Genomic DNA, 24,465 nt, shown 5'->3' with positions numbered 1-24,465 from the left:
TCCGGCGCGAGTGCCTGGGTGTCAGACGGACAGCAGCTCCCGCTCCAGTCGCGCGAACGAGGCCTCCATGCCGTCGGCCATGCCGGTGGCGAGGATCATGTCCCGCGTCTCCTTGTCGGGGTACTCGATGAGCACCGTGACGAGGGTCGCGCCGTCCTCCTCGTAGAGGTTGAGGTCGTTGAGCGTCTCGGTCGGCATGCCCTGCATCCGCTCGGTGGTGACGGCGCGCTTCGGGGCGTCGATCAGCAGCGCCTCCCCCTCGAATCCGAACGGCTCGCCCTCCGTGTCGCCCACGGGCGCCCAGGAGTTCCGGTACGACTGGCCGACCTCGGTCGCCGACACGCACTCGGTCATCTCCCACCCGTCCGGGCCGAGCATCCACTGCCGGATGAGCTCGGGCTCGAAGTGGGCGCGCCACACCAGCTCGCGCGGACCCTCGACGAGCCGGGTGATGCGCACATGCGTGTCGTCCAGCAGCTCCACCCGCGTGCCCTTGCCCTGGGCGTAGTCGCGGAGGTCCTGCAGCACGGCGTCGAGCTGGGCCATGGCCATCCGGGTGCCCTCGACGGCACCCATCGCGACGACCTGCTCCAGCGCTTCGGCGGACGTGAAGTGGCTCGTGTTGACCATGCGCGTGCCCTCGGCCGTCGGCTCGAACGTGAAGGTCATGCGCATGGAGGGGAGGTCGGCGTCCGGCGTGCCATCCTCATCGGCGAACGAGTCGAGCACCGTGAAGCTGCGCGGCGCGTCGATCTCCAGGAACTCCCACGTGCCGGAGGCCTTCTCCCCGCGGGGACCGTTCATCGTGTAGACGGCTCGGCCGCCGACGGTGTGGTCCCACTGGGTGAAGGTGGCCGGCCAGCCGGGAGGACCCCAGAACCGCTCGAGCTGCTGCGGGTCGGTGTAGGCGGCCCAGACGCGCTCGACGGGCGCGGCGAGGTCGGCGACGACGGTCATGGTGAGGTTCTCGGCATCCGTGATGATGTCCGTGACAGGCATGTCAGTCTCCTTGCGATTCGTTGCGTTGACTGCTGGTGGGGTCGGTGGAGGCCGGTCGCTTCCCCGCGGGCGGGGACGGCTCGGCCAGGAGATCGTCGAGCCGGGCGATGCGCGACCGCCACAGCTCTTCGTATCGGGCGAGGAGCGCCCTGGCGCGGGCGATCATCTCGGGGTTCGCGCGGACGAGCCGCTCGCGTCCCTCGGCGCGCTTGACGATGAGGTTCGCGGCCTCGAGCACGGCCACGTGCTTCTGGACCGCGGCGAACGACATCTCGTACTCGGAGGCGAGGGTCGAGACGGACTGCTCCCGCTCGATCGTCCGGCGCAGGATGTCCCGCCGGGTCGACGTCGCCAGTGCGTGGAACACACGGTCGACCTCCGCTTCGCTCAACTCCGTTTGTGCAACCATTTGGTTGTACGTTAGACCCGCGTCGAGAGCGTGTCAAGAGTTTTTCCCCGGGGCAGACGGTCCCCACAGCGCAGCCAGCCCGCTGACCATTTCCATTCACATGAATCCACACCGGTATTCCGGGCGTAGGCTGGAGGGAAGGACGGACCGTCCGAGAAGATCTCCCGGCACCGCGCCCGCCCGGGAAGGAGCCCGAAAGTGGCTCAGTACGACGTCTCGAACCGCTCGGCGATCGTGACAGGAGCGGGCAGCGGCATCGGCCGCGCGGTCGCCCTGCTGCTGGCGCAGAACGGCGCGGCGGTGGTGGTCAATGACCTGAACGCGGAGCACGCGAACGCGGTCGTCGAGGAGATCCGCGCCGCTGGCGGCACCGCGGAGGCGTCGGTCGGCGACGCGACGGACCCGGCCTGGATCGCCTCGTCGGTCGAGCTCGCCAACTCGCTCGCCCCGCTCCGCATCGGCGTCAACAACGCCGGCATCGGCGGCGCGACGGCACCCACCGCGGACTACGAGGAAGACGCGTGGGACAAGGTGATCGCCATCAACCTCAACGCCGTGTTCCGCAACATGAAGGCGCAGATCCCGTCGATCCTCGCCAACGGCGGCGGATCGGTCGTGAACATCGCCTCGATCCTCGGCAGTGTCGGCTTCGCCGGCTCCCCCGCCTACGTCACCGCCAAGCACGGCGTCGTCGGCATGACGAAGACCGCCGCCCTCGAGTACTCCGCGCAGGGGGTCCGGGTGAACTCGGTCGGCCCCGGCTTCATCGACACCCCGCTCCTGGCGAACATGGGCGACGAGGCGAAGGACTTCCTCGTGTCGAAGCACCCGATCGGGCGTCTCGGCCAGGCGGAGGAGGTCGCGAACCTCGTGGTGTTCCTCGCGAGCGACGCCGCGAGCTTCATCACCGGCAGCTACCACCTGGTCGACGGCGGCTACACCGCCCTCTGACGAAGAAACGGCATCCGGCTGCCGGGAACCCGAATCCCGGCGGCCGGATGCCGCGGTCGGCGATCGAGAGCCCCCGCTCCGTTCTCGCCGTAGCCGTCACCGCCCGGGATCCGAGAGCCCTTGAAGAGGATCCCGAGGCGGTGAGGCAGGTCTGCACCCCTCCGTTATCAGGCGGACATCGCGTGCAATTCGCGCGATACCGCATCGAGCGCGAGCTCGGGGTCGGTGAGGTCGAGTCCGCCGGTCGAACCCGCGGCCTGCATGAGACGGGCCAGCAGCGGTCGCTGCAGGGTGACCGACGTCTCGACGACGAAGCGGATCGGGATGGACGCGTGGATCCACAGCGTCTCGGTGCAGTCGGCGCCGGTCTGCACCGTGAGCGCGAACGGCTCGTTGCGCCGCAGCTTGGTGACGGTGGCGGCGCGAAGGTGAGCGAGCAGCTCGTCGTCGATCTCGATCGGCTCGGCGAGGTTCGCGTAGGTGAGGGTTCCCATGTTCTTCTCCTCGTGGCAGAAAACCTGGACGAGGATAGTTTACTAGTTTAACTAGTTAAATCAAATCGATTAGGGAAGATCGCCGAGCTCGTCGGTCAGGCGGCGCAAGAAGCGGGAGATCACGGTCGCCTCTTCCGCGGTGAACTCACCCTCGATGGCGGCCACGCGCTCCGCCAGCTCGTCGCCCTGTCCGTGCAGATCGCGGAGCGACGGCCGGAGGACCTTGGACCGCGCATCCAGGGGGTGCGGCGCGACGACGATCTGCCCCCGCTCCGACATCCGTCGCACGACGCTCGTGACGGCGGCCGTACTGATGCCGAGGTAGGTGGCGAGGTCGCGGGGAGTGACGGGCTTCTCGACGGGCGCCGTGCTGATGAAGTGCATCGCCGCACGGTCGGTATCGTTGGGTTCGCGCCGGGCGGCGAGACGGCGGTTCAACTGCGCGTCGGCGCGACGGAAGTCGTCGACATCGCGCGCGAGCGCTGAGGTCGTGACGTCGGTACTCGTGTTTCCCATGCAGAGATCCTCCTTCCCCGAACTCAATGGTACCTCGGCAACCTGACAGTAAGGCTGTCTAGCGATATCGGGTGCGACCAGGGACTTCCGGAGGTGCGATGATGGAACCCTGCCCCCGAAAGGATGCCATGCCCGAGCCACTGAGCCTCGAGGAGGCGTCGTACATCCGCTACGCCGATCTGCTCGCACGCCTGGAGGAACTCTTCCCCTCCGTCTCGCGACGCCGGATCGAGCAGATCATCGCCGCCGAGACCGATGCGATCACGGGCGGTCTTCTGCGCATCGTCCCGGCCGAGGTCGAGACCGGCGCGATGGAGATGCTCGAGCGGGAGGCCGGTTCCAGCGACGAAGGAGAGGTCGCGTGACCGACAGCACCGGTGAGTTCCACGCCTCCGGATACTGGTACCCCGACAGCGAGCGCGCCACCACGGTCGACGTGCTCAACATGCTGCGGCGCTACCGCAGTGCCGAGACGGCGATGCGCGCCCGCACGCGCGCGTCCATGGGCATGAACGAGACCGACCTCGTCGCCCTCCGGTTCCTGCTGCGCGAGCAGAAGGCCGGTCGCATCGTGCGGCCGATCGATCTGGCGCGCATGCTCGACATCTCCACCGCGTCGACGACGACGCTCATCGACCGGCTGGAGAAGGGCGGGCACGCGCGCCGCGAACCGCACCCGACCGACCGCCGCGCCGGCATCGTCGTGCCCACCGTGAGCAGCGACGATGAGGTGCGCGCGACACTCGGTGCCATGCACCGCCGGATGCTCTCCCTCGTGGACGACCTCACCGATGAGGAGCGCGTGGTCGTCATGCGGTTCCTCGTCGGGATGACCGCCGCGATCCAGGAGGCCGCCGAGGCGGACGCCGTGCACGGCGGCGCCGACCTCGTGGACGAGCCGGCCTAGTCCGACGCGTTCCGCGGGCGCCGGGCGTCCAGGAAGCCCGCGAGCAGCACGGCCACGAGCGCCGCGACCGGTGCCACCACGAGCCCCACGCGCAGGCTCTGCGTCTCCGCCAGCCAGCCGACGAATGGCGGCGACAGCAGGAAGCCGAGTCGCAGCAGCCAGGACACCACGGTGAGCCCGACACCGGGCCGCAGTCCCGGGAGCTCGTCGGCGGCGTGCATCGCGGCGGGGATGAGGGTGGCGATGCCGAAGCCCACGGCCGCGAACCCGAGGATCGTGCCGGGCACGCTCGGGAACAGCAGCGCGAGCGTCATCCCGACGGCGGCGATGAGGCCGCCGACCCGCGCCACCCAGCGCTGCCCGAAGCGGTCGGTCATCGGATCGCCGAGCAGACGGCCGACGAACTGCGCGCCCACGAGGGCGATGAACCCGAGCGGCGCGACGGCGGCCGCAGCCCCGAGGGAGTCGCCGAGATAGAGCGTGGCCCACGAGTTGCCCGCGTCCTCGGCGATGGCTCCGGCCATCGCGATGAGGGTCAGGGCGATCACGGCGACCACCGTCCGCGCCGGGACGCCGCGACGGACCGCAGAGGCGATCTCCTCCGGTTCCGCCGCCGCATCCTCCTCGACCTCGTCGTCGCGGCCGGGGAGGCAGAAGCGGAGGGCGACGAGGGCGACCGTCGCGAACACCGCGGTCGAGATCCCCAGGTGGACGGCGAGCGGGAGCTGCAGCGCGATCGCGCCCGCGGCCATCACTCCGCCGAGCACCGCGCCGATGGACCAGATGGCGTGGAAGGAGTTGATGATGGAGCGCCCGTACCGCCGCTGCACGCGCAGGCCGTGGGCGTTCTGCGCGACATCGGTGATGGCGTCCGAGGCGCCGCCGACGAAGAGCGCGATCGCGAAGAGGACGCCGGTCGGAGACAACGCCGCCGACAGCAGGCCGAGGCTCGTGAGGACGGTGCCGATGACCGCGATGCGCGCGGACCCGAAGCGGCGGATCAGCGTGGCCGCCAGGAGTCCGGCCGCGATCGCGCCGGCGGGGAAGGCGGCGAGCGCGAGGCCGTAGCCGAGGTTGTCCAGGCCGAGGGCGGCCTTGATCTCGGGGTAGCGCGGCAGGATGTTCGCGAACAGGGCGCCGTTCGTGAGGAACAGCGCCGAGACGGCGATGCGTGCGCGCCGGGTGGCACGGTCCGCGGGGGCTCGTCGAATCGATTCGATTGAGGTCACGGATACGACCGTACCCTGTCTCCGGGGTGCTCGCGAGCGTGTCGCGACGGCGCGATGCTCCGGACGCAAGCCCGTTCCCCGTGTCGGCCCCGGGATCTACGCTCGGAGCATGAGCGAGCTCACCCAGCCCACCGGTCGCGAGGACGCCCTGCGAGCGGTCCCCCGCGATGACGGCTCCGCACCCCGCGCCCTCGTGCTCGGCGCCACCGGGTACATCGGCGGCCGCCTGACCCCGCGCCTGCTGAACGCCGGCTACCGGGTCCGGGTCCTCGCCCGCGACGCCGTCCGCGCCGCCTCCTTCGGCTGGGGTGAGGAGTGCGAGATCTTCGAGGGCTCCGCCGACGACGAGCATGCCGTCGCCTCCGCGATGGACGACGTCGACGTCGTGTACTACCTCATCCACTCCATGTCCGCCGGGAAGGGGTTCGAGGAGAGCGACGAGCGCGCGGCGACCACCGTCGCCACCGCGGCCGCCCGGGCCGGGGTGCGCCGGATCGTGTACCTCGGCGGCCTGCACCCGGACGACGTGAAGCTCTCCCCGCACCTCCGCTCCCGGGTCCACGTCGGCGAGATCTTCCTGGAGTCCGGGGTGCCCACCCTCGTCCTGCAGGCGGGCGTGGTGATCGGCTCCGGTTCGGCGTCCTTCGAGATGATCCGGCACCTCACCGACGTGCTGCCGTACATGCCGGCGCCGAAGTGGGTGCGCAACCGCATCCAGCCCATCGCCGTGCGCGACGTGCTGCACTACCTGCTCGGGGCGGCACGGGTCGACGACCAGGTGAACCGCGCGGTCGACATCGGCGGACCGGATGTGCTGCGCTACGGCCAGATGATGAACGGGTACGCGGTGGAGGCCGGACTGCGGCAGCGCGCCATCGCGGCCCTTCCGGTGCTGACCCCGGAGCTCGCCTCGCACTGGGTGAACCTCGTCACGCCGGTGCCGCGCTCCATCGCCCGGCCCCTCGTCGCCTCGCTGCAGAACGAGTGCATCATGAAGGACCACGCCGTCGACGCGCTCATCCCGCGCCCCGAGGGCGGGCTCACGCCGTATCGGCGGTCCGTGGCGCTGGCCCTCGGCCGGGTGGACGCGGACGCCGTGGAGACGAGCTGGCAGGACGCCGAGGTGACCGGAGCCCCGAGCGACCCGCTGCCGAGCGACCCGGACTGGGCCGGACGCACCGTCTTCACGGACAAGCGCTCCGTCGCGACCCGCGCATCCGTCGCGGAGCTGTGGCGCGTCATCCTCGGGATCGGCGGCGAGAACGGGTGGTACTCGTCGCCGCTGCTCTGGGCGGTCCGGGGACTCATGGACCGCGTGATCGGCGGCGTGGGGCTCCGCCGCGGACGCCGCAGCCGCACCGCCGCCCGAGTCGGGGATGCGATCGACTTCTGGCGCGTCGAGGCGGTCGAGCAGACCGAGGAGGGGCATCTGCTGCGACTCCGCGCCGAGATGAAGGTGCCGGGCGAGGCCTGGCTCGAACTGCGGGCGGTGCTCGACGGCGACGGCGCCCGCTACGAGCAGCGCGCCGTGTTCTTCCCCCGCGGACTCCTCGGCCGCCTGTACTGGCTCGCCGTGCTGCCCTTCCACGGACTCATCTTCTCCGGCATGGCCGCGCGGATCACCGCGGCTGCCGAGACAGGCGGCCGCGCCGGTTCAGGCGCTTTCCGTGCGGGAGTGCCTGACCCGGCGTGAGCGCCTGAGCCCTCGCGTTCAGTCCTTGTCGGCAGGGGCGTCCATCGCGGCATCGACGGCGGCGTCCACCTCGGCCGGCGGGACGATGTCGATCGCCTCGGTCGCGGCCTCGTACACCTCGGCGAGGGTGTCGTCGACGGTGTCCTCGTCGATCCAGGCGAGGTCGTCCTCTGAGTGGTCGTACTCGACAGGCACGAGGGCGAAGTCGTCGCCGTACTCCTCGAGCCCGGCCATGACGCTGTGGCGGACGGCGGCGCGGGCATACCGGTCGCGCAGGATCAGCGGATCCCGCCGCAGATCCTTCATGAACGCGATCATCATGAACGCCATGATGATCGCGAACGGCAGCGCCGCGATGATCGTGGCGTTCTGCAGCGACTGCAGCCCGCTGCCCTCCGACCCGCTGACGAGCAGCACCGCCGCGATCACCCCGACGAGCACGCCCCAGACCACCGCGACCCACCGCGACGGCTCCGGGCGGCCCTGCTGGGACAGCGTGCCCATGACGAGTGACGCGGAGTCGGCGCCCGTGATGAAGAAGATCGCGATGAGGAGGATGAGCACGATGCTGGTGATGAGCGGGAACGGCAGGTTCTCCAGCACCCCGAACAGCACCTCCTCCGGCGGGTCGACGGTGAGCCCTGCGCCGTCCATCTGCTGCTCGATCGCCGTGGTTCCGAAGATCGCGAACCACACGAGCGAGATGGCGGACGGCACCACGATGACGACCGACACGAACTGACGGAGCGAGCGTCCGCGGGAGATCTTCGCGATGAACATGCCGACGAACGGCGACCAGGAGATCCACCACGCCCAGTAGAAGATCGTCCAGCTCGACAGGAAGGCCTGCGCGGCCTCTCCCTGCGATGCGGAGCGGCCGATCATGGTCGGCAGATCGCCGAGGAACTGCACGGCGACCGACGGGATCACGTTGAGGATCAGCAGCGTCGGACCGACGAAGAACACGAAGAACGCGAGCAGGATCGCGACGACGGCGTTGATGTTCGACAGCGCCCGGATGCCCTTGGAGACACCCGAGACGGCGGAGGCGATGAAGCACGCCGTGAGCACCGCGATCACCGCGATGAGGATGCCGTTGCCGAGCGGGCCGATACCGCTGACGAGCTCGACGCCGTGGCCGATCTGCAGCGCCCCGAGACCGAGGGAGGCCGCCGTGCCGAACAGCGTCACGATGATGGAGAAGATGTCGATCGTGCGGCCGACCGGACCCGTGGTGCGGTTCTCGCCGAGCAGCGGAGCGAAGATCGAGGAGATCAGCGGGGTGCGACCGCGGCGGTAGGCGCCGTACGCGATGGCTCCACCGACGAGCGCGTAGAACGCCCAGGCCTGAGGACCCCAGTGGTACAGCACCTGGGTCTGCGCCGTGTGCATGGCCTCGAGGGTGTTCGCCTCGACGGTGCCCGGCGGCGGGTTCTCGAAGAACGTCAGCGGCTCGGCGGCGCCCCAGAACACCAGGCCGATACCCATGCCCGCCGCGAAGAGCATCGAGATCCACGAGAACATCGAGAACTCGGGCTCCTCGTCGTCGCGGCCGAGCGGGATGCGCCCGTACTTGCTGAAGCCGACGAACAGCATGAACACGAGGATGATCGTGGCGATGGTCGTGAAGAAGAAGCCGAAGTACTCCACGACCCAGGCGAGGACCGTGCTCGTGGTGCCGGCGAGGTTGTCCCCCGCGAACACGCCCCATGCGATGAAGGCGAGGGCGAACGCGGCGGCGACACCGAAGACGAGCGGGTCGGTGCGATAGGTGCGTCCCGTCTCCTCGACCGAGACCCCGGGCACGAGCGCCGGGTGCACGCTGCGCGGCGGGACCGTCGTGATGTCGCGGACGATCTTGCGCGCCGTCTCGGAGGCCTTCGCGGCTTGGCGGTGCGTCCCGGTCACGACGGCGTCGGTGCGCGGACGGGTCGGGGATCCTGCGGAGCGTTCGGTGGGCTTCTCGTCAGGCGTGTCCATGAGAGACCATCTTTCCACCTGCGCGGCCTCAGGCGGACGCGGGAGATCAGGCGCTCCCGCGCGGGAGCGCCTGATTCCGCGCGAACGCCTGTTCCGGCGGGGCCGCCGGGCGGGGTTTGGGCGGGGTCCGGGCGGGGCCTGCGCGGGGTGTGGCGGGGGTCAGCGGCGGCGGCCCAGGAAGAGGGCGCCGAGGAGCGGGAGCACCGAGACCCACAGCAGGGTGATGCCCAGCGGCGGGAGCGGACCGACGAGCAGCGCCCCGCCGATGAGCATCGCGGCGAACAGCACGCCGGAGGCGATCCGCCGTGCGATGCCCTCCAGCCGGTCGAGGCGGCGCTCCAGACGCGAGGTGTCGAAGGAGACGTTGCCGTCGTCGACGCGGGTGATGATGTCGTCGATGCGCTTCGGGAGCCGCCAGGTCGTGGCCGCGTTCGCCATCGCCTGCTGCGCCATGTCCTGCATGAGGGTCCCGGACTCGTCGCGGAGCAGCCGCGCGGCGTACGGCTCGGCCGCGTCCCACACGTTGAACGCGGGATCGAGGCCGCTGCACATGCCGGAGGTGAGGGACACGGCCCGGATGAGGAGCAGCATGTCCTCGGGAAGCTGCAGCGGAAGCCGCCGCACCATGTCGCCGAACTCCTCGGCGAAGTCGGTGAACTCCCGCGGGTCCACCCGGCTCAGCTCCGCGAACCCCATCCCGCCGAAGCGCGCGAAGAGGGCGGTCAGCGCCCGCTCCAGCTCCCCCGTGTCGGCCGTGGGGAGCAGCACGCCGATCTCCTTCGCGGCGCGGACGAGGCCGCGGCTGTCCCGCGCGGTCACCGCGATGAGGAGGGTCCGCAGTCCCTGCCGGAGGTTGTCGGAGACCTCGGCCATCATGCCGAAGTCGATGAACGTCAGCCGGAAGCCGCCCGGGGTCCCTGAGCCGCCCTGGGTCCCTGAGCCCCCTTGGGTCCCTGAGCCCGTCGAAGGGACCGGCGTGACGAAGATGTTGCCGGGGTGCGGGTCGGCGTGCACGAACCGGTGCGTGAAGACCTGGTCGAACATGACCTCGGCGAAGGCGTCGGCGACCGCGGAGGGGTCGATGCCCGCCGCCCGGAGCGCCGCGGTGTCGTTGATCTTGATCGCCGTCACGTCGGACAGCGTGAGGACCCGACGGGTCGTGCGCTCCCAGACGATCTCGGGGGCGGCGACGCGCGGGTCGTCGGCGAAGTTCTCGCGGAACCGCTCGGCGCTGCGGGCCTCGTGGAGGTAGTCGATCTCCTCGAGGCTCGTGACGGCGAACTCCTCCACGAGGGCGGGGGCGTCCACGCGGTCGGCCACGATCCGGACCCGGGTGAGCCACCGCGCGACCCGGCGGAGGGCGGCGAGGTCGACGGCGACGATCTCGTCGATGCCCGGGCGCTGCACCTTGACCACGACCTCGTCGAGACCGGTGTCCTCCGCGTCGAGCGCCGACAGGCGGGCACGGTGCACCTGGCCGAGGGACGCGGCAGCGACGGGGGTGTCGTCGAACCAGGTGTACACCCGCTCGAGCGGCATGCCCAGCTCAGCCTCCGCGAGCGCCCGGATCTGCGGGGTGGGCACGGCGGGAACCTCATCCTGCAGCCCCTCCAGCTCGGCGGTGATCTCGGGTGGGAGCACATCGAGGCGCGAGGACATGAACTGCCCGACCTTGATCATGAGGCCGCCGAGTTCGATCGCGAGCGTGTGGAATCGGCGCGCGAACCGCTGCATGCGGCGGGCGCGTGTGCGCTCCGCGACGGAAGACAGCCCGAACCGCGGAAGGACGAGCTCGAACCACCAGATCTTCAGGAACTCACGGCTCGCGAACGACAGGATGCGGCGGTACCGGGCTCGGTGGGGACCCTGTGCCGCCGCTGCCGTCATCGCGTCATCCTTCCGCCGTTCCGCGCCGGACGCCGCACGACGCGGTCAGTCCTGGGCGAGGATCGTGTACAGCCTACGGCGGGCCTCGTCGAGCACCTCGATGGCCTGCTGCACCTGCTCCGCGGAGCCGCTGCGCCCGACCTGCGCGGCCGCAGCGGCGAGGTCGACCCCGGCCTTGGGCAGAGCGCTGTACCGGGCGTCGCGGCTGCGGTCCTTGTCGGAGGACGGCACCCACGGCGGGGTCTCGGTGCTCTCCGCGGCGACGGCCCGGCCGGCCTCGGTGAGGGCGTAGGTCTTGCGGCCGTTCTGCTCCTCGGCCTCGATCAGACCCTCGTCGGCGAGGAGCTGGAGCGTCGGGTAGACGGAGCCGGCGCTCGGCTTCCAGGTGCCGCCGCTGCGCTCGGCGATCTCGTTGATGATCTGGTACCCGTGCATCGGTCGCTCGGTGAGGAGCGAGAGCACGGCGGCGCGCACGTCGCCGCGCGCCATGCGGGACCCGCCGGAGGGACGCGATTCGAACGACTTGCGGAGCTGGTCCATCGCCTCGAACAGTGCTCCGGCGGGACCCTGCGAGCCCCCGAAGAGGTTGCCGAGGCCGCCGGCGAAGTCGCCGCCGTTGCTGCCGTTGCCGCTGCCGCCGAACGGGGTGGAGGGGAATGCGTTGTTCATGATGACCTCCCAGTCGTGAACGATACTCAACGATATATCGTTAACGCTGAATGCGGGGTGGGAATCCGGACTCAGACCGGTGCCAGCACCGCAGCCCCGGTGACGGTCGCATCCACCCCGAGCTCCGCGGATCGCACCTTGGCCGTCGACGGGCCCGGCATCGCCGCCGCGCGGTAGGCGCGGGCGACCCCGGCGAGGTACCGCTCCCCGATGGCCGCCACGCCGCCGCCCACCGCGACGACCTCCACGTCCAGGAGCGCCTGCGCCCCGGCGAGCGCGCGACCGAGGAACGCCGCCCCCTCCGCGATCACCTCCTCGGCGACCGCATCCCCGGCACGAGCGGCCGTGTCCACCTCCCGCAGCGTACGCGCCGTGCCGGTGCGCTCGCGGTACGTCTGCTCCAACGCCGGACCGGAGGCCACGGCCTCGACGTGCCCGACCCCTCCGCAGCCGCATCGACGACCGGCCAGTCCTGGCGGGAGGGCGAGCTCGGTGTGCCCGACCGATCCCGCCGTGCCGGTCACGCCTGCGCGGAGACCGTCCGGGAGGACGACGGCTCCCCCGATGCCGGTGCCGACCGTGACCATCAGCAGACCACGCGCTCCCCTGCCCGCCCCTGCTGTGGCCTCCGCGACTGCCGCCGCGTGCACGTCGTTGACGACCGCCACCGGGACATCGAGGGCTCGGATGAGCGCCGCACGCAGCGGGAAGCCCGCCCAGCCGCTGATCGCATCGGTCGCGGAGGTGATGCCGCCGTCCTGATCTACCACGCCCGCGGTGCCCACGCCGACCGCCGCGAGCTGCTCCCCACCGCGGATCGCATCGATCGCATCGACGACCGCCCGCACGATGGCCTCGCCACCCTCCCGAGCTGGCGTCGGCAGGGTGTGCACGGCGGTGGCGCGACGGCGCGCCCCGCCCGGCCCCGCACGGAACCCGGCGACGGCGATCTTCGTGCCGCCGATGTCGACCCCGACGATCACACCCGCTCCCGGGCGGCCGGCGTCGCCGCGACGAACCGACGCGTGAGGGCGATCGGATCGGTGATCGCTCCGCCGACGACGACCGCGTAGGCCCCGGCGTCGAAGGCCGCACGCACCTGCGCGGGGGTCTGATAGCGCCCCTCCGCGATGGTCGGGATCCCCGCGGCGACGAGCGCGGCCACGAGGTCGAGGTCCGGGTCGTCCTGACGCGGCGAGTGCGGGGTGTAGCCGGACAGGGTCGTGCCGACGACCGCCGCCCCCGCCGCCCAGGCGCGCTCGCCCTCCGCGACCGTCGACACATCGGCCATCACCGGCCGCCCCGTCGCCGCGGCGATCTCCCCGATGAGCCGGAAGTCCGTGCCGAGCTGCTCCGTCGTGGCGTCCACCGCGATGATGTCCGCCCCGGCCTCCGCCAGCCCCGCGGCGAGCGCGCATTCCGGGGTGATGACGTTGCGGACGCCGTTCCAGACCTTGTGGAGCCCGATGATCGGCGCATCGGTCACCGGTCGCACCCGACGGATGTCCTCCGGCCCGTTGAGCCGCAGGCCGCTCGCGCCGCCGAGCAGCGCCGACTCGGCGAGCGCGCCGATGACGTGGGTGTCTCTCGCGGGAGCTCCCGCGGAGGCCTGGACCGAGGCGACGAGCCGGTCGCGGAGGAGGGCGAGGGATTCATGGGTCACTTGAGGGCTCCTGCACTGGCACCGCCGATGAAGAACTTCTGGCCGAGGAGGAAGATCGCCACGGCGGGGAGGGTGAACATCACGCACGCGGCCATGAGGGGCCCCCAGGCCACGTCGTTCTCCCCGAAGAAGGCGTACAGACCGATCGACAGCGTGTACGTCGACTGGTCGTTGAGGTAGATGAGGGGATTGAGGAAGTCGGTCCACGCCCAGACGAACTGGAAGATCGCGGCGGTCACGATGGCCGGGCGCGCCAGCGGGAGCACGATCGTCGCGTAGGTGCGGAACTCGGAGGCACCGTCCAGACGGGCGGCCTCGATGAGCTCGTCCGGCACCGCGAGGAGGAACTGCCGGATCATGAAGATGAAGAACGGCGTGCCCAGGAACGCGGGGACGATGAGCGGGAGGTAGGTGTTCGTCGCCTCCAGCCCGTTCCACACGAGGAACAGCGGGATCAGCGTGACCTGCGGCGGCAGCATCATCGTGGCGAGCACGAGGATCAGGAGCGGTCGGGCGCCGCGCCACTTCACCTTCGCGAGCGCGTAGGCGACGAGGGGGCAGGAGATGACCGTGCCCAGGATGCTCATGCCCGAGACGAAGAGCGTGTTGGCGAGGTAGCGCCACACCGGGATCTGCGCGAACGCCTCGGCGAAGTTGGCCGTCGTCCACTCGGCGGGCAGCAGGGTGGGCGGGGAGGAGAAGACGTCGCCGGGCGTCTTGAACGCGGTCGACAGCATCACCAACAGCGGGAACAGGAACAGCAGCGCGAGCAGCGTCACCGCGATCTGCTGCCGGACGCGGCGGAGCGTGCGCCGGGTGCGGCGGGGCCGGCGCACCGGTGCGGAGATGTCAGCGTGCACCATCGTGGACCCACTTCCTCGAGGTCGCGAGCACGATGAGGCTCACGGCGAGCGTGATGATGAACAGCGTCCACGCCATGGCGGAGGCGTAGCCCATCTTCAGGAACACGAACGCGTTCTGGTACAGGTACATCGCGTAGGAGAGCATCGACTGCCCCGGCCCCGAGCCCGCCTGGTTGAGGCGCTCCTGCGACAGGATGTAGGGCTGCGTGAAGATCTGCAGGAACCCGATGATGCTCACGATCACCTGGAACAGGGTGACCGGGGAGACCGTGGGCCAGGTGACGTTCGTGAAGCGACGCCACGCCCCCGCACCGTCGAGCTCGGCCGCCTCGTACAGCTCCTTCGGCACCTCCTGCAGGGCGGCGAGGTAGATGATCATGGTGCCGCCGACGGTCCACAACGACATGAGGATGATGGCGGGCTTCGTCCACTCCGGCTGCTGCAGCCAGGCCGGTCCCTCGATACCGAACCACGACAGGAAATGGTTGATGAAGCCGTACTGGGCGTTCAGTAGCCAGCGCCACAGGTAGCCGCCGACGACGACCGGCACGATCGAGGGCAGGTAGACGAGGGCGCGGTAGAGCGGCTGACCGCGTACCGGGGTGTTCAGCAGGTGCGCGCCGGCGAGCGCGATGCCGATCGCGAGCGGCACGCCGAAGACGGTGAGCACGGCCGTGTTGGCGAGAGACTTCCAGAACACCCCGTCGGCGAACATCTGGGTGTAGTTGTCCAGCCCCACCCACTCCGGCGCCTGGAACAGGTTGAAGTCGGTGAAGCTGTAGTACGCCGACGCCGCGATCGGATAGGCGAACAGGAACAGGAAGCCGACGATGAACGGCGACGCGAAAGCCAGGCCGATCAGCGTGGTCCGGCGGCTGCGGCGCCGGCGGACGGGAGCGCCGGGTCCGGCAGGAGCGTTCTCCTGCCGGACCCGGGATGCTGTTGCCGTGGTCACGAGGACCGGCTCACTTCGAGGCGTAGGAGGCCATGCGCTCCTCGACGGTCGCGATCGCCTCCTCCGGGGTGGCGGTCAGTCGCACGACCTCATCGAACGCGGTCGCGAGGTCGGTCGCGTACTCGGCGCTGTACGGACGGCTCGCCAGGGACTTCGCGTTCGGGGAGGACGCGGCCTCCGCCCAGACGCCGAAGTCCTGCAGCTCGTCGAACGCGGCGCTGCCGGCGAGAGAGGAGCGGCCGGGGAGGTTGCCGAGGGCGACGGCGAACTTCTCCATGGGCTCGTCGCTCACGAGGTAGGCGAGGAAGGTGGCCGCCTCCTCCTTGTGCTTCGAGTTCGCGGGGATGAAGAGGGTGCTCGCGGTGACCTGCGTGCTGTTCTCCAGGTCGGGCGAGGCGGAGGGGATCGCGGTCACACCCCACTCGAAGTCGGGGGCGATCTTGGCGGCGCTGGCCGACCGCCACTCGCCATCGATGATCATGGCGACCTGGCCGCTGAAGAACGGGTCCTGCGCGGAGAGGTACTCGCCCTGTCCGGACACGAACGTGGCCATGGCGTCGGCACCGACCGGCTCGATCACGTTGTCCTGATACCACTGCAGGGCCTCGATGTTCCCGTCTTCCGCGGGGGTCGGGCCGTCTTCGCCGTCCCAGCTCCCGCCGAACGCGTAGCCGAGGGTCGTAAGGGTGGTGCTGTCGTTCGCCGAGCCGAGTCCGAGCTGCGTGATCTTGCCCGACGCGTCCTTCTTGGTGAGCTTCGGGATGGCGGCGGCGAGCTCGTCCATCGTGGTCGGCGGGGTGACCCCGGCCTCCTCCAGAAGCTGCGGGTTGTAGAGCAGCTGGAAGCTGTGGATGGCGATCGGCAGCGAGTAGACCTTGCCGTCGTAGGTCATCTGCTCCATGGCGCTGGGGACGAAGTCGTCGACATCGATGTCCTCGGCGGCGATCGCCTCGTCGAGCGGTGCGAGGATGCCCTTCGAAGCCCAGGCGCCGACGGTGTTGCCGAAGTTGTCGGAGATGTCGAAGGAGCCGTTCGACGACGACATCGACGTGAGCTGCTTCTGGGTGTCGGGGCTGGAGACGCCCTTGACGACGATGTCGTCCTGACTGGCGTTGAAGTCGGCGATGATCGCCTCCAGCGCCTTCGCCTCCTCCCCTCCCCACAGATACGAGAACGTGATCTCGGTGGGGCCGTCCGCGTCACCGCCGCCGCCGGCGCAGCCGCTCAGGGCGACGATCGTCGCCGTGCCCACCGCCCCGGCGACCAGGACGCGTCGGCGCATGTTGTGCTTCACGTGCATGGGGATTCTCCGCTCATCGTTGACCGTGCAAAGGATTGGAATAGACCAATTAAGAACCGCTGAGAGGAGACATTGACACAATCCCGGGTGATCGTCAAGATTGGGTTAGTCCAAACGAGGGGGAACCATGGCGGCGATCGAGGGCCTCACGAAGCACGAACGCGTGCGGCGGCATCTGGAGGAGGTCATCGACCGGGGGCTCGCACCCCACGAGAAGCTGCCGACGGAGCGCGAACTCGCGGAGTCGCTCGAGGTGAACCGGCAGACGGTGCGTCGCGCCCTCGACGAGCTCGAACGGGACGGCCTCGTGTACCGGCTGCAGGGGGCGGGCACCTTCGTGAGCGCCTCGCGGATCAGCAAGGCGTTCGAGCTGACCTCGTTCTCGGAGGACATGCTCGCCCGCAACATGAGGCCCGGCTCCCTCTCCGTCGACGTCGGCACCGCGGCGGCCGGGCAGACCGCCGGATACGCCCTGAACCTCAGCCCCCAGTCGCCCGTCGTACGGATCCGCCGGGTGCGGACCGCCGACGACATCCCGATCTGCCTGGAGGTGTGCTCGATCGCGGCCGACGCGGTGCCGGGCCTGGAGGACGGCATCGAGGGCGACTCGCTCTACGACGACCTGCGCACCCGTTTCGGCATCACCGCCGTGCGCGCCGACCAGGAGATCCACGCGGTCGTCCTCGACGAGGAGCAGGCGGCCGCACTGCAGACGCCGCCGTTCTCCCCCGCCTTCCTCGTGAAGCGCACGACCTACGACGCCCGCAGCCGCCCGATCGAGTACGCCGAGTCGGTGTACCGCGGCGACCGCTACTCGTATCTCGTCTCCATCGCCCGCCCCTGATCCCCGATCTGCGACCCTCTTCACCGACGAAAGGCTCCTCGTGTCCGACCCGATCCTCCGCCCGCGCATCGCGCTGCTGCCCCTCGACGACCGCCCGGTGAACGTGAAGCTCCCCGGAGACGTCGCGGCCGTCGCCGGGGTGACCCTCGACGTCCCGCCCGCCGCGATCCTCCCCTCCTACCGGACTGCGGGCGATGCCGACGGGCTGGGCGCCTGGCTGCGCGAGCGTGCCGCGGACCCGGCCACCGTGCACCTGGTGGTGTCGGTCGACATGCTGCTCTACGGGGGCCTCATCGCGAGCCGCACGAGTCACGACACCACCCTCGACGTGCTGGCGCGCCTGGACGTGCTGCGCGAGGTGCGGCGGATGCGGCCCGACCTGCCGATCTCGGCGGTGTCGCTGGTGACCCGGGCGAGCAACTCCTACTCCGCGGCAGAGGAGCCGACCTACTGGACGGAGCACGGCAAGGAGATCCACGCGCTCGGCGGCGACGCGCACCGGCTGCTCGGCGAGATCGAGGTGCTGCCGCTCGACGAACTGACCCCGGTGCCGGCCGACATCGTCTCCGACTACTCGTCTCGGCGGCTGCGCAACCACATCGTGAACCTCTCCACGCTCGGCCTCGTCGAGGACGAGACCCTCGACTTCCTGGCGATCACCGCCGACGACACCGCCCCCTTCGCGGCGGGCAGCGCGGAGCAGGTCTGGCTCCGGCACTGGATGCGGATGCTGCCGTCGGGCCGGCGCGTGCTGATGTACCCGGGCGCCGACGAGGTCGGGGCCGCGCTCGTCGCCCGGGCCCTCGCGGCGAACGCCGGGGTGACCGCCTCGTTCTCGGTGGCCTGCGCGGACGCCGCCGGCATGGAGCGCATCCCGCCCTACGAGAACATGTCGCTCGCGGCGTCGGCGAGCCGGCAGATCCGCGCGGCGGGCGCCGAGGAGGTCGCCGCGGGAGGCGATGTCACCCTCGTGCTGCACGCCCCCGATCCCGACCGGCACGACATGTTCCGCGGGCGGCCGGAGGTCGTCGACGCCGAGGCCGTCGCGGGGACGGTCGCGCTCGTGCGGGAGCGTCTGGACGCCGGGGAGCACGTGGCCCTGGCCGACGTGCGCTACCCGAACGGCGCGGACGAGGCGCTCGTGCGGGCGCTGGCCGAGGCCGGGCTGCTCGGGCGCCTGGAGGCCTTCGGCGGGTGGAACACCGCCGGGAACACGCTCGGCAGCGTCGTCGCGGTGGCCGCCGCCGCAGTTGTGGGCCGGGCCACCGGCTCCTTCGACGAGCGCGCCGCGCGGATCGCCCTGCTCACGCGGCTGCTCGACGATTTCGCCTACCAGGCCGTGGTGCGCACCGATGCGGGTCCGTCCCTCTTCCCCGACATCTACCCGATGACCGAGGATGCGCAGGTCGCGACGGCCGAGCGCGTCATCCGTGCGGAGCTGACGGCCCTCCTGGAGTCGATGCTGCCCGCGGATGACGTGCGGATCGCGGAGCTGACCCTCCCCTGGCGGCGCTCGTTCGAGATCGGTCTCACCCTGCACTGATCCTCCACGGCGGCGGCATACACCCGGGACCGCCGCGAGCCTGGCGCGCTCCACAGGAAGGGATGGTTGGCTGGGATCTCCGGCGGGGGAGATTCGGGCCGGTCACGATCACAGGGGGATGACGTCCATGAGCAGTGCGACCGGGGACGAGGCGGCCGGGGGCCGCGTACGGGTGAGCGTGGTGGTGCCGGTGTTCCGGCCGAAGGCGTCGTTCGACGACCTCATCGCCTCGCTCGACGCGCAGACGCTGCCCGCGGGGTCCTTCGAGGTGCTGCTCTGCGACGACGGCTCCGGGGAGGAGACGGCCGCGCGGCTCGAGAGCATCGCGAAGGACCGTCCGGACGTGCGCGTGCTGTCGCTGCCGCACTCCGGGTGGCCGGGCACTCCGCGCAACCGGGGTGTCGAAGAGGCCAGAGGGACGTACGTGCAGTTCGTCGATCAGGACGACCGGCTCTACCCGCGAGCGCTGGAGCGGCTGTGCGATTACGCGGACGAGAACGGCTCCGATGTCGTGGTCGGCAAGGAGGTGGGCATCGGACGGAAGCTGCCCGCGAAGATCTTCCAGCGCGACATCCCGCACGCGGTGCTCGGTGAGGACCCGATCCTGGAGATGCTGACGCCGCACAAGATGTTCCGGACGGCGTTCCTGCGGGAGAACGGCATCCGCTTCCCCGACGGGAAGGTGCGGCTCGAAGACCATCTCTTCGTGATGCAGGCGTACTTCGCCGCCGACACGATCTCGGTCCTCGCGAGTGAGCCCTGCTACGCCTGGGTGAAGGAGCCGGGGAGCGCGAGCTCGGCCCGCATCGAGCCGGAGTCGTACTTCCCGCATCTGGAGACCGTGCTCGACGTGGTCGAGGCGAACACCGAACCGGGGAAGGTGCGCGACCGGCTGTTGCGGCACTGGTTCCGCGGCAAGATCCTCAACAGGATCGCCGGGCGCCGGATGGTGAAGTACCCGGCGGAGTACCGCGACCGTCTGCTGGACGTGGTCGTGCCGCTCACGCAGCGGCGCTTCGGGCCCGGCGTGGACGCGGGGTTGTCGTTCCCGCAGCGCATCCGCGCCGCTCTGCTGCGCGCCGATCGCCGCGACGACCTGCTCGCACTCGCCGCCTTCGAGGCCGAGACGACCTGCACCGCCGCCGTGACCTCGGCGCGCTGGTCGCGGGGAGGCCTGCAGCTGACCGTGCGCGTCCGTCTGCTCCGGGACGGCGAGGAGGCCTTCGTGTTCGAGACGGTCGGTTCCGCCGACCGACTGGTATCCCTGCCGCTGTCGGCGACCGAAGGCCTTCCCTCCGGATTGCTCAACGCCCGCAAGGAGCGTCGCGCTGACCGCGTCGACCTGGTCGCGCGCGACACGCCGACGCCTGGACAGGCGCCGGAGGCAACGGCGGGCTCGGAGCGCAAGATCGGCGGCCGGCGCCCGAAGCGCCTCGACGCGGTGCCGATCGCCCTGGACCCGATGAAGGTGTTCCGTGAGGACGGCGCTCGCGAAGCCGACCTCACCGTCGCCGTGCGCTACGCCGGCTGGATGTTCACCGCTCCGCTGACAGCGGCTCCCGACGTGACGGCACACCTCGGCAGGTCGCCGCTTCTCGCGGGCCGTCGGGTCGAACTCGTGCGTAACGAGGACGGCAGTCTTCGGCTGCGCCGCGAGTGGCCGGGCGGCGCGTGGCGCGACGCCCTCGCGCGTGCCGCCCGCCGCGTCCGCTCGCGACTTCGCCGCTGACAGAGCGAGCGCAGCGCACCCCTCCCCCTCGGGCGCCGACCGCCCGAGACCTCGACGCCCGGCATCGCGAGCAGCCGCTACCCACTCAGGCCGCGACATCGAAGCGCGCCCGTCCGCCCAGCCGCGGCGTGCGCCGCGGGTCGATCCACCGCGGCGGAAGGAACCATGCTCGGCCGGCCACACCGGAACCCTCGATGACGATCTCCCACCCGTTGTCGTGGATGCGGTGATGGCAGGTCTCGCAGAGCAGGATCCCGTTCGAGAGATCGGTCGGACCTCGATCGCGCTGCCACCAGCGGAGGTGGTGAGCCTTCGTCATCCCCGGGGGAAGCCCGCACATCGCGCACCCGCCGTCCCGTTCGACCAGCGCCAGGCGTTGGGCTCGTGTGAAGAGGCGCTTCTCGCGACCCCAGTCGAGCACTTCGCTCGCCCCGCCGAGGACGCAGGGGATGACGCCGCCGCTGGCCGCCATCCGCCGCGCGGCACCGATGTCGATCACCTGGTCGAGCCCATCGATCGTCGCCGACCCGGTGCCGGCCTGGAGATCGTCGAGAGACACGCGCACGACCACCGTGGCCCCCGCGAGCGGCATCCGATCACCCTCACACCCGAGCACATGCCCGCAGAAGAGGGCCAGCGCATCGTCCTGGATCATCGCGACCGAGCGCCGGTCGGCGTCCGGCGACCCGGCGTCAGGGGCGTCGAGGCGGGCGGCGAACACGGCGGACACGTGCCCGCGGATCGCAGTGACGACCGGCGCCGCGCTCTCGGCATCGAGCTGCGCGTGCAGGTGCACCATGCCGTCACGCTCGAAGAGGCGCAGTCCGCGCCGAGCACGCTGCTCCTCCGCCCGCGGCGCCACGCCGTCGGGGTCGAGCCACGCTTCGGCGCGGAGGACGAGCTTGCGCACCGCATCGAGCTCGAGCCCTTCGGCTGCACCGGTCAGCACGCGCTCCGCCTCGGCGATGCGCTCCACCTCCGCAGCCACGCGACAGCGATCCAGCAGAGCGACGAGGAGCCCAGCCGCCGGCGCTCCGAGCGCACCCGACGCGAGCGCTTCCCGGAGGAGCGGGTACCGCGCGGGCAGCGGCGCGCCGAGCAGATCGCTCCGCGGTGACGTCGCCTCTCCCACCGTCACCAGACGCTGCGCCTCTCCCGTCGAGATGCCCGACATCGCGGCGATGAGCTTCGCCGCCGTGCGGTACCCGCGTTGCTTCGCCAGGCTGTCGGCCCCGAGCTCCGCGCGCGACTCCCGAGCGATGCCGGCCGCCACGTCGACGTGCAGTGCATCGAGTCGGCGCCGCAGGATTCCGATCGCGTCGGCGACGTCGACGAGCTGCGCGCGGGTGAGCTCCGGCGCATCGCCCTCGGCGCCCCACGCCTCGTCGAGGCGATCCATCGCCTCGCGCAACCCGGACATTCTCGACATGCTTCATTTTATCTCCGAGTGGCCCGACTTTCGAAGATTTGTTCTAACGAATGCCGGCATTCCGCTCGGACCGAGAGGGCACCTCGCCCTCGGACCTGACGCAGGCCCCCACCCGTTCACCTCATCGCATCCTCGCGTTCACGCCGCGCACCTATCTTGAGTGCGGACGCGCGACCGCGCTCACGAAACCAGACAATCTTTGTGCCTTCACCACAAGAACCGGTAGTGTCGCATCGACACACCTCGAAGGCGAGAAAGGGACGAACATGGCCGACAGGCAGCAGAGGCGCTGGGCGCTCATCGGATTGACGGCCGCGGCGGCGATCGCGCTCACCGGATGCACGGCGGGCGGCGACGGAGACGCGGACGGCGGCGGCAGCGACAGCGGCTCCGGGGACACCCTCATCGTCTACACGAACTCGAACAGCGACGGCCGCGGTGAGTGGATCACCGAGAAGGCGGCGGACGCGGGCATCGACATCGAGATCGTGGGCCTCGGCGGCGCCGACCTGACGAACCGCATCATCGCGGAGAAGAACAACCCCGTCGGCGACGTGGTCTTCGGCCTGAACAACATGTTCTTCGAGCAGCTCAAGACGGAAGAGGCTATCACCGCCTACGAGCCGAGCTGGAGCGGCGAGGTCCCTGCAGACGCCGGCGACCCGAAGGACGGCGCGTTCTGGCCGCTCGTGGAGCAGGCGATCGTCACGGTCTACGACGAGAACCGCATCAGCGACGCGCCCACCGACCCCGACGACCTGTACACCGACGAGGCGTTCGCCGGCCGCTACGAGGTCAACCCTGCGCTCGGCCAGGCCACCCCGCAGCTCGTGCTCGCCAGCATGCTCACCCGTCACCTCGACGAGGACGGCGACCTGGGCGTGAGCGACGAGGGCTGGGACCTGGTGAAGTCGTACTACGCCAACGGCTCCCCCGCCGTGGAGGGCACCGACCTCTACGCCCGCATCACCCGCGACGAGGTGGACTACGGCGTGCTGCCGTCGAGCGGCATCTCCGCCCGCGACGAGGAGTACGGCACCAGCACGGGCATGATCGTCCCCGAGTACGGCGTCCCCTACGTGACCGAGCAGATCGCGCAGATCAACGGCACGGACAACGAGGACAAGGCACAGGAGTTCATCGACTGGTTCGGCAGCGCCGAGGTGCAGGGCGAGTTCGCCGCGGAGTTCAACGCCATGCCGGTGAACGAGGGCGCGGTCGAGAAGGCCAACCCCGAGGTCGTCGAGCTCATGGGCACGCTCGACCGCCAGGACATCGACTTCGGCTTCGTGAGCGAGAACCTCGGCGCCTGGGTCGAGAAGGTCACGCTCGAGTACATCGGCTGACCCGCGCCATCCCGCCGCACCGGCAGAGAGAGAAGACGATGATCCGTTTCGACGACGTCGAGGTCGTGTTCGGCGACCACCGTGCGGTCTCGCACCTCGATCTGGAGATCCAGGAGGGTGAGTTCTTCACCCTCCTGGGTCCGTCCGGATGCGGCAAGACCACCGCCCTGCGCACGCTCGCGGGGTTCATCGAGCCGACCGGCGGGCGCATCCACATCGCCGGTCGCGACGTGACCCGCGTACCCAGCGAGAAGCGCGGCGTGGGCATGGTGTTCCAGAACTACGCGCTGTTCCCGAGCATGAACGTGCGGGAGAACATCGCGTTCGGCCTCTCGGTGCAGAAGGTGTCGAAGGCCGAGCAGCGGCGGCGCGTGGACGAGGTCGCCGATCGCACCGGGCTCGCCGCGTCGCAGCTCGACAAGAACGTGGCGGAGCTGTCCGGTGGCCAGCAGCAGCGCGTCGCCATCGCCCGGGCGCTCGCGCTCACTCCCAGCATCCTGCTGCTCGACGAGCCGCTGTCGAACCTCGACGCCAAGCTCCGCGTGCAGCTGCGCGAGCAGCTCAAGGAGCTGCAGCACGAGGTCGGCGTGACCACCGTGTACGTCACCCACGACCAGGAGGAGGCGCTCACCCTCAGCGACCGCATCGCCGTGCTCGACGCCGGGACGCTGCAGCAGGTGGGCACCCCGGAGGAGATCTACGACCGCAGCGCGACGCCCTTCGTCTGCCGGTTCATCGGCGAGAACAACCGCCTCACGCCTGCGCAGCTCGTCGCGATCGGCGCGGGTCTCGACGCCACGGCCGAGAGCTACGTGCGGCCGGAGAAGCTGCACCTGGCGTCGTCGTCCGCGGCCGCCGCCGGAGGCACGGCATCGCTCGACGGTACCGTCGCGGAGCGCACGTACCACGGCAGCCACAGCGTCTACACGGTGTCGGCGGCCGACGGGACGCTCCGGGTGAGCGTGCCGGCCGCGGCGAGCGCGCACCGCTGGGACGTCGGCGACGCCGTGCGCATCGACGTCGACCCGCGGTGGATCCTGCAGTACCCGGCGGCGTGAC

General features: G+C 70.5%; 23 protein-coding genes. 9 read left to right on the top strand and 14 right to left on the bottom strand.

Translation table 11 applies throughout. The annotated features are described in order from the left end of the window. Positions 1–21: 21 nt before the first annotated feature. Positions 22–999, bottom strand: a complete 978-nt coding sequence (locus tag DW296_RS03220; RefSeq protein ID WP_136051066.1) for an SRPBCC family protein — start codon at positions 997–999, stop codon at positions 22–24. A gap of 1 nt (position 1,000) precedes the next feature. Next, on the bottom strand, positions 1,001–1,408 hold the full coding sequence (locus DW296_RS03215; protein WP_025104055.1) for an ArsR/SmtB family transcription factor: 408 nt from the start codon (positions 1,406–1,408) through the stop codon (positions 1,001–1,003). Positions 1,409–1,606: 198 nt separating this feature from the next. Here DW296_RS03215 and DW296_RS03210 point away from each other — a divergent pair, with 198 nt between their 5' ends. Beyond that, positions 1,607–2,359 (top strand): SDR family NAD(P)-dependent oxidoreductase, encoded by a 753-nt coding sequence (locus DW296_RS03210; protein WP_062633228.1) that lies wholly within the window; start codon positions 1,607–1,609, stop codon positions 2,357–2,359. A gap of 167 nt (positions 2,360–2,526) precedes the next feature. Here DW296_RS03210 and DW296_RS03205 read toward each other — a convergent pair whose 3' ends face one another. Beyond that, a complete protein-coding gene (locus DW296_RS03205; RefSeq protein ID WP_126893715.1) occupies positions 2,527–2,853 on the bottom strand; it encodes a DUF7882 family protein in 327 nt (108 codons plus the stop codon). 69 nt (positions 2,854–2,922) lie between these two features. Continuing rightward, complete coding sequence (locus DW296_RS03200; protein ID WP_136051065.1) at positions 2,923–3,369, bottom strand: MarR family winged helix-turn-helix transcriptional regulator; 447 nt, start codon at positions 3,367–3,369, stop codon at positions 2,923–2,925. 128 nt (positions 3,370–3,497) lie between these two features. Here DW296_RS03200 and DW296_RS03195 point away from each other — a divergent pair, with 128 nt between their 5' ends. Next, positions 3,498–3,734: a hypothetical protein gene (locus DW296_RS03195; RefSeq protein WP_025104060.1), complete on the top strand. Its 237-nt coding sequence runs from the start codon at positions 3,498–3,500 to the stop codon at positions 3,732–3,734. Next, positions 3,731–4,276 (top strand): MarR family winged helix-turn-helix transcriptional regulator, encoded by a 546-nt coding sequence (locus DW296_RS03190; RefSeq protein ID WP_240742969.1) that lies wholly within the window; start codon positions 3,731–3,733, stop codon positions 4,274–4,276. Before DW296_RS03195 ends, DW296_RS03190 begins: the two co-directional genes overlap by 4 nt. Here DW296_RS03190 and DW296_RS03185 read toward each other — a convergent pair. Then, the gene (locus DW296_RS03185; RefSeq protein WP_168428968.1) at positions 4,273–5,496 is read right to left on the bottom strand and encodes an MFS transporter; all 1,224 of its coding nucleotides are present in this window, start codon (positions 5,494–5,496) and stop codon (positions 4,273–4,275) included. The two genes, DW296_RS03190 and DW296_RS03185, sit on opposite strands and share 4 nt — an antisense overlap. 118 nt (positions 5,497–5,614) lie before the next feature. On the opposite strand from DW296_RS03185, the gene DW296_RS03180 reads away from it, so the two are divergent. Continuing rightward, complete coding sequence (locus DW296_RS03180; protein WP_136051064.1) at positions 5,615–7,198, top strand: SDR family oxidoreductase; 1,584 nt, start codon at positions 5,615–5,617, stop codon at positions 7,196–7,198. 18 nt (positions 7,199–7,216) lie between these two features. Here DW296_RS03180 and DW296_RS03175 read toward each other — a convergent pair whose 3' ends face one another. The 8 genes from DW296_RS03175 to DW296_RS03140 form a co-directional block, all read right to left on the bottom strand. Beyond that, positions 7,217–9,178, bottom strand: a complete 1,962-nt coding sequence (locus DW296_RS03175; protein WP_136051063.1) for a BCCT family transporter — start codon at positions 9,176–9,178, stop codon at positions 7,217–7,219. A 159-nt stretch (positions 9,179–9,337) separates the two neighbouring features. Next, positions 9,338–11,065, bottom strand: coding sequence for an ABC1 kinase family protein (locus DW296_RS03170; protein WP_136051062.1), 1,728 nt, complete (start codon positions 11,063–11,065; stop codon positions 9,338–9,340). 45 nt (positions 11,066–11,110) lie between these two features. After that, positions 11,111–11,734, bottom strand: a complete 624-nt coding sequence (locus DW296_RS03165; RefSeq protein WP_025104066.1) for a PadR family transcriptional regulator — start codon at positions 11,732–11,734, stop codon at positions 11,111–11,113. Positions 11,735–11,805: 71 nt separating this feature from the next. Continuing rightward, the gene (locus DW296_RS03160; RefSeq protein WP_136051061.1) at positions 11,806–12,717 is read right to left on the bottom strand and encodes an ROK family protein; all 912 of its coding nucleotides are present in this window, start codon (positions 12,715–12,717) and stop codon (positions 11,806–11,808) included. Continuing rightward, positions 12,714–13,397, bottom strand: a complete 684-nt coding sequence (locus DW296_RS03155) for an N-acetylmannosamine-6-phosphate 2-epimerase (RefSeq protein ID WP_136051060.1) — start codon at positions 13,395–13,397, stop codon at positions 12,714–12,716. Before DW296_RS03155 ends, DW296_RS03160 begins: the two co-directional genes overlap by 4 nt. Beyond that, positions 13,394–14,260, bottom strand: coding sequence for a carbohydrate ABC transporter permease (locus DW296_RS03150; RefSeq protein WP_025104068.1), 867 nt, complete (start codon positions 14,258–14,260; stop codon positions 13,394–13,396). The genes DW296_RS03155 and DW296_RS03150 overlap by 4 nt, the downstream gene beginning before the upstream one ends. Continuing rightward, positions 14,247–15,215, bottom strand: coding sequence for a carbohydrate ABC transporter permease (locus DW296_RS03145; protein WP_205807797.1), 969 nt, complete (start codon positions 15,213–15,215; stop codon positions 14,247–14,249). Before DW296_RS03145 ends, DW296_RS03150 begins: the two co-directional genes overlap by 14 nt. Positions 15,216–15,225: 10 nt before the next feature. Then, complete coding sequence (locus DW296_RS03140) at positions 15,226–16,515, bottom strand: ABC transporter substrate-binding protein (RefSeq protein WP_136051059.1); 1,290 nt, start codon at positions 16,513–16,515, stop codon at positions 15,226–15,228. Positions 16,516–16,642: 127 nt separating this feature from the next. Between DW296_RS03140 and DW296_RS03135 the strand changes: the two genes are divergently transcribed. The 3 genes from DW296_RS03135 (at position 16,643) to DW296_RS03125 (ending at position 20,631) form a co-directional block, all read left to right on the top strand. Beyond that, positions 16,643–17,359, top strand: coding sequence for a GntR family transcriptional regulator (locus tag DW296_RS03135; RefSeq protein ID WP_136051058.1), 717 nt, complete (start codon positions 16,643–16,645; stop codon positions 17,357–17,359). 40 nt (positions 17,360–17,399) lie between these two features. Further along, entirely contained in the window at positions 17,400–18,902 is a 1,503-nt protein-coding gene (locus tag DW296_RS03130) for a DUF4127 family protein (protein WP_168428966.1), read from the top strand. 127 nt (positions 18,903–19,029) lie between these two features. Next, positions 19,030–20,631: a glycosyltransferase family 2 protein gene (locus tag DW296_RS03125; protein ID WP_168428965.1), complete on the top strand. Its 1,602-nt coding sequence runs from the start codon at positions 19,030–19,032 to the stop codon at positions 20,629–20,631. A gap of 85 nt (positions 20,632–20,716) precedes the next feature. On the opposite strand, the gene DW296_RS03120 is transcribed toward DW296_RS03125, so the two are convergent. Beyond that, positions 20,717–22,051: an HNH endonuclease signature motif containing protein gene (locus DW296_RS03120; protein WP_136051055.1), complete on the bottom strand. Its 1,335-nt coding sequence runs from the start codon at positions 22,049–22,051 to the stop codon at positions 20,717–20,719. A gap of 275 nt (positions 22,052–22,326) precedes the next feature. Between DW296_RS03120 and DW296_RS03115 the strand changes: the two genes are divergently transcribed. After that, positions 22,327–23,406: an extracellular solute-binding protein gene (locus DW296_RS03115; protein ID WP_136051054.1), complete on the top strand. Its 1,080-nt coding sequence runs from the start codon at positions 22,327–22,329 to the stop codon at positions 23,404–23,406. 38 nt (positions 23,407–23,444) lie between these two features. Next, positions 23,445–24,464, top strand: coding sequence for an ABC transporter ATP-binding protein (locus DW296_RS03110; protein WP_136051053.1), 1,020 nt, complete (start codon positions 23,445–23,447; stop codon positions 24,462–24,464). Position 24,465: the final 1 nt, after the last annotated feature.

Source organism: Microbacterium sp. K36 (genome assembly GCF_004794355.1).
Taxonomy (GTDB): domain Bacteria; phylum Actinomycetota; class Actinomycetes; order Actinomycetales; family Microbacteriaceae; genus Microbacterium; species Microbacterium paraoxydans_D.
Note: the sequence above shows the minus strand (reverse complement) of the source record. Positions and strands in the feature narration are given on the sequence as shown.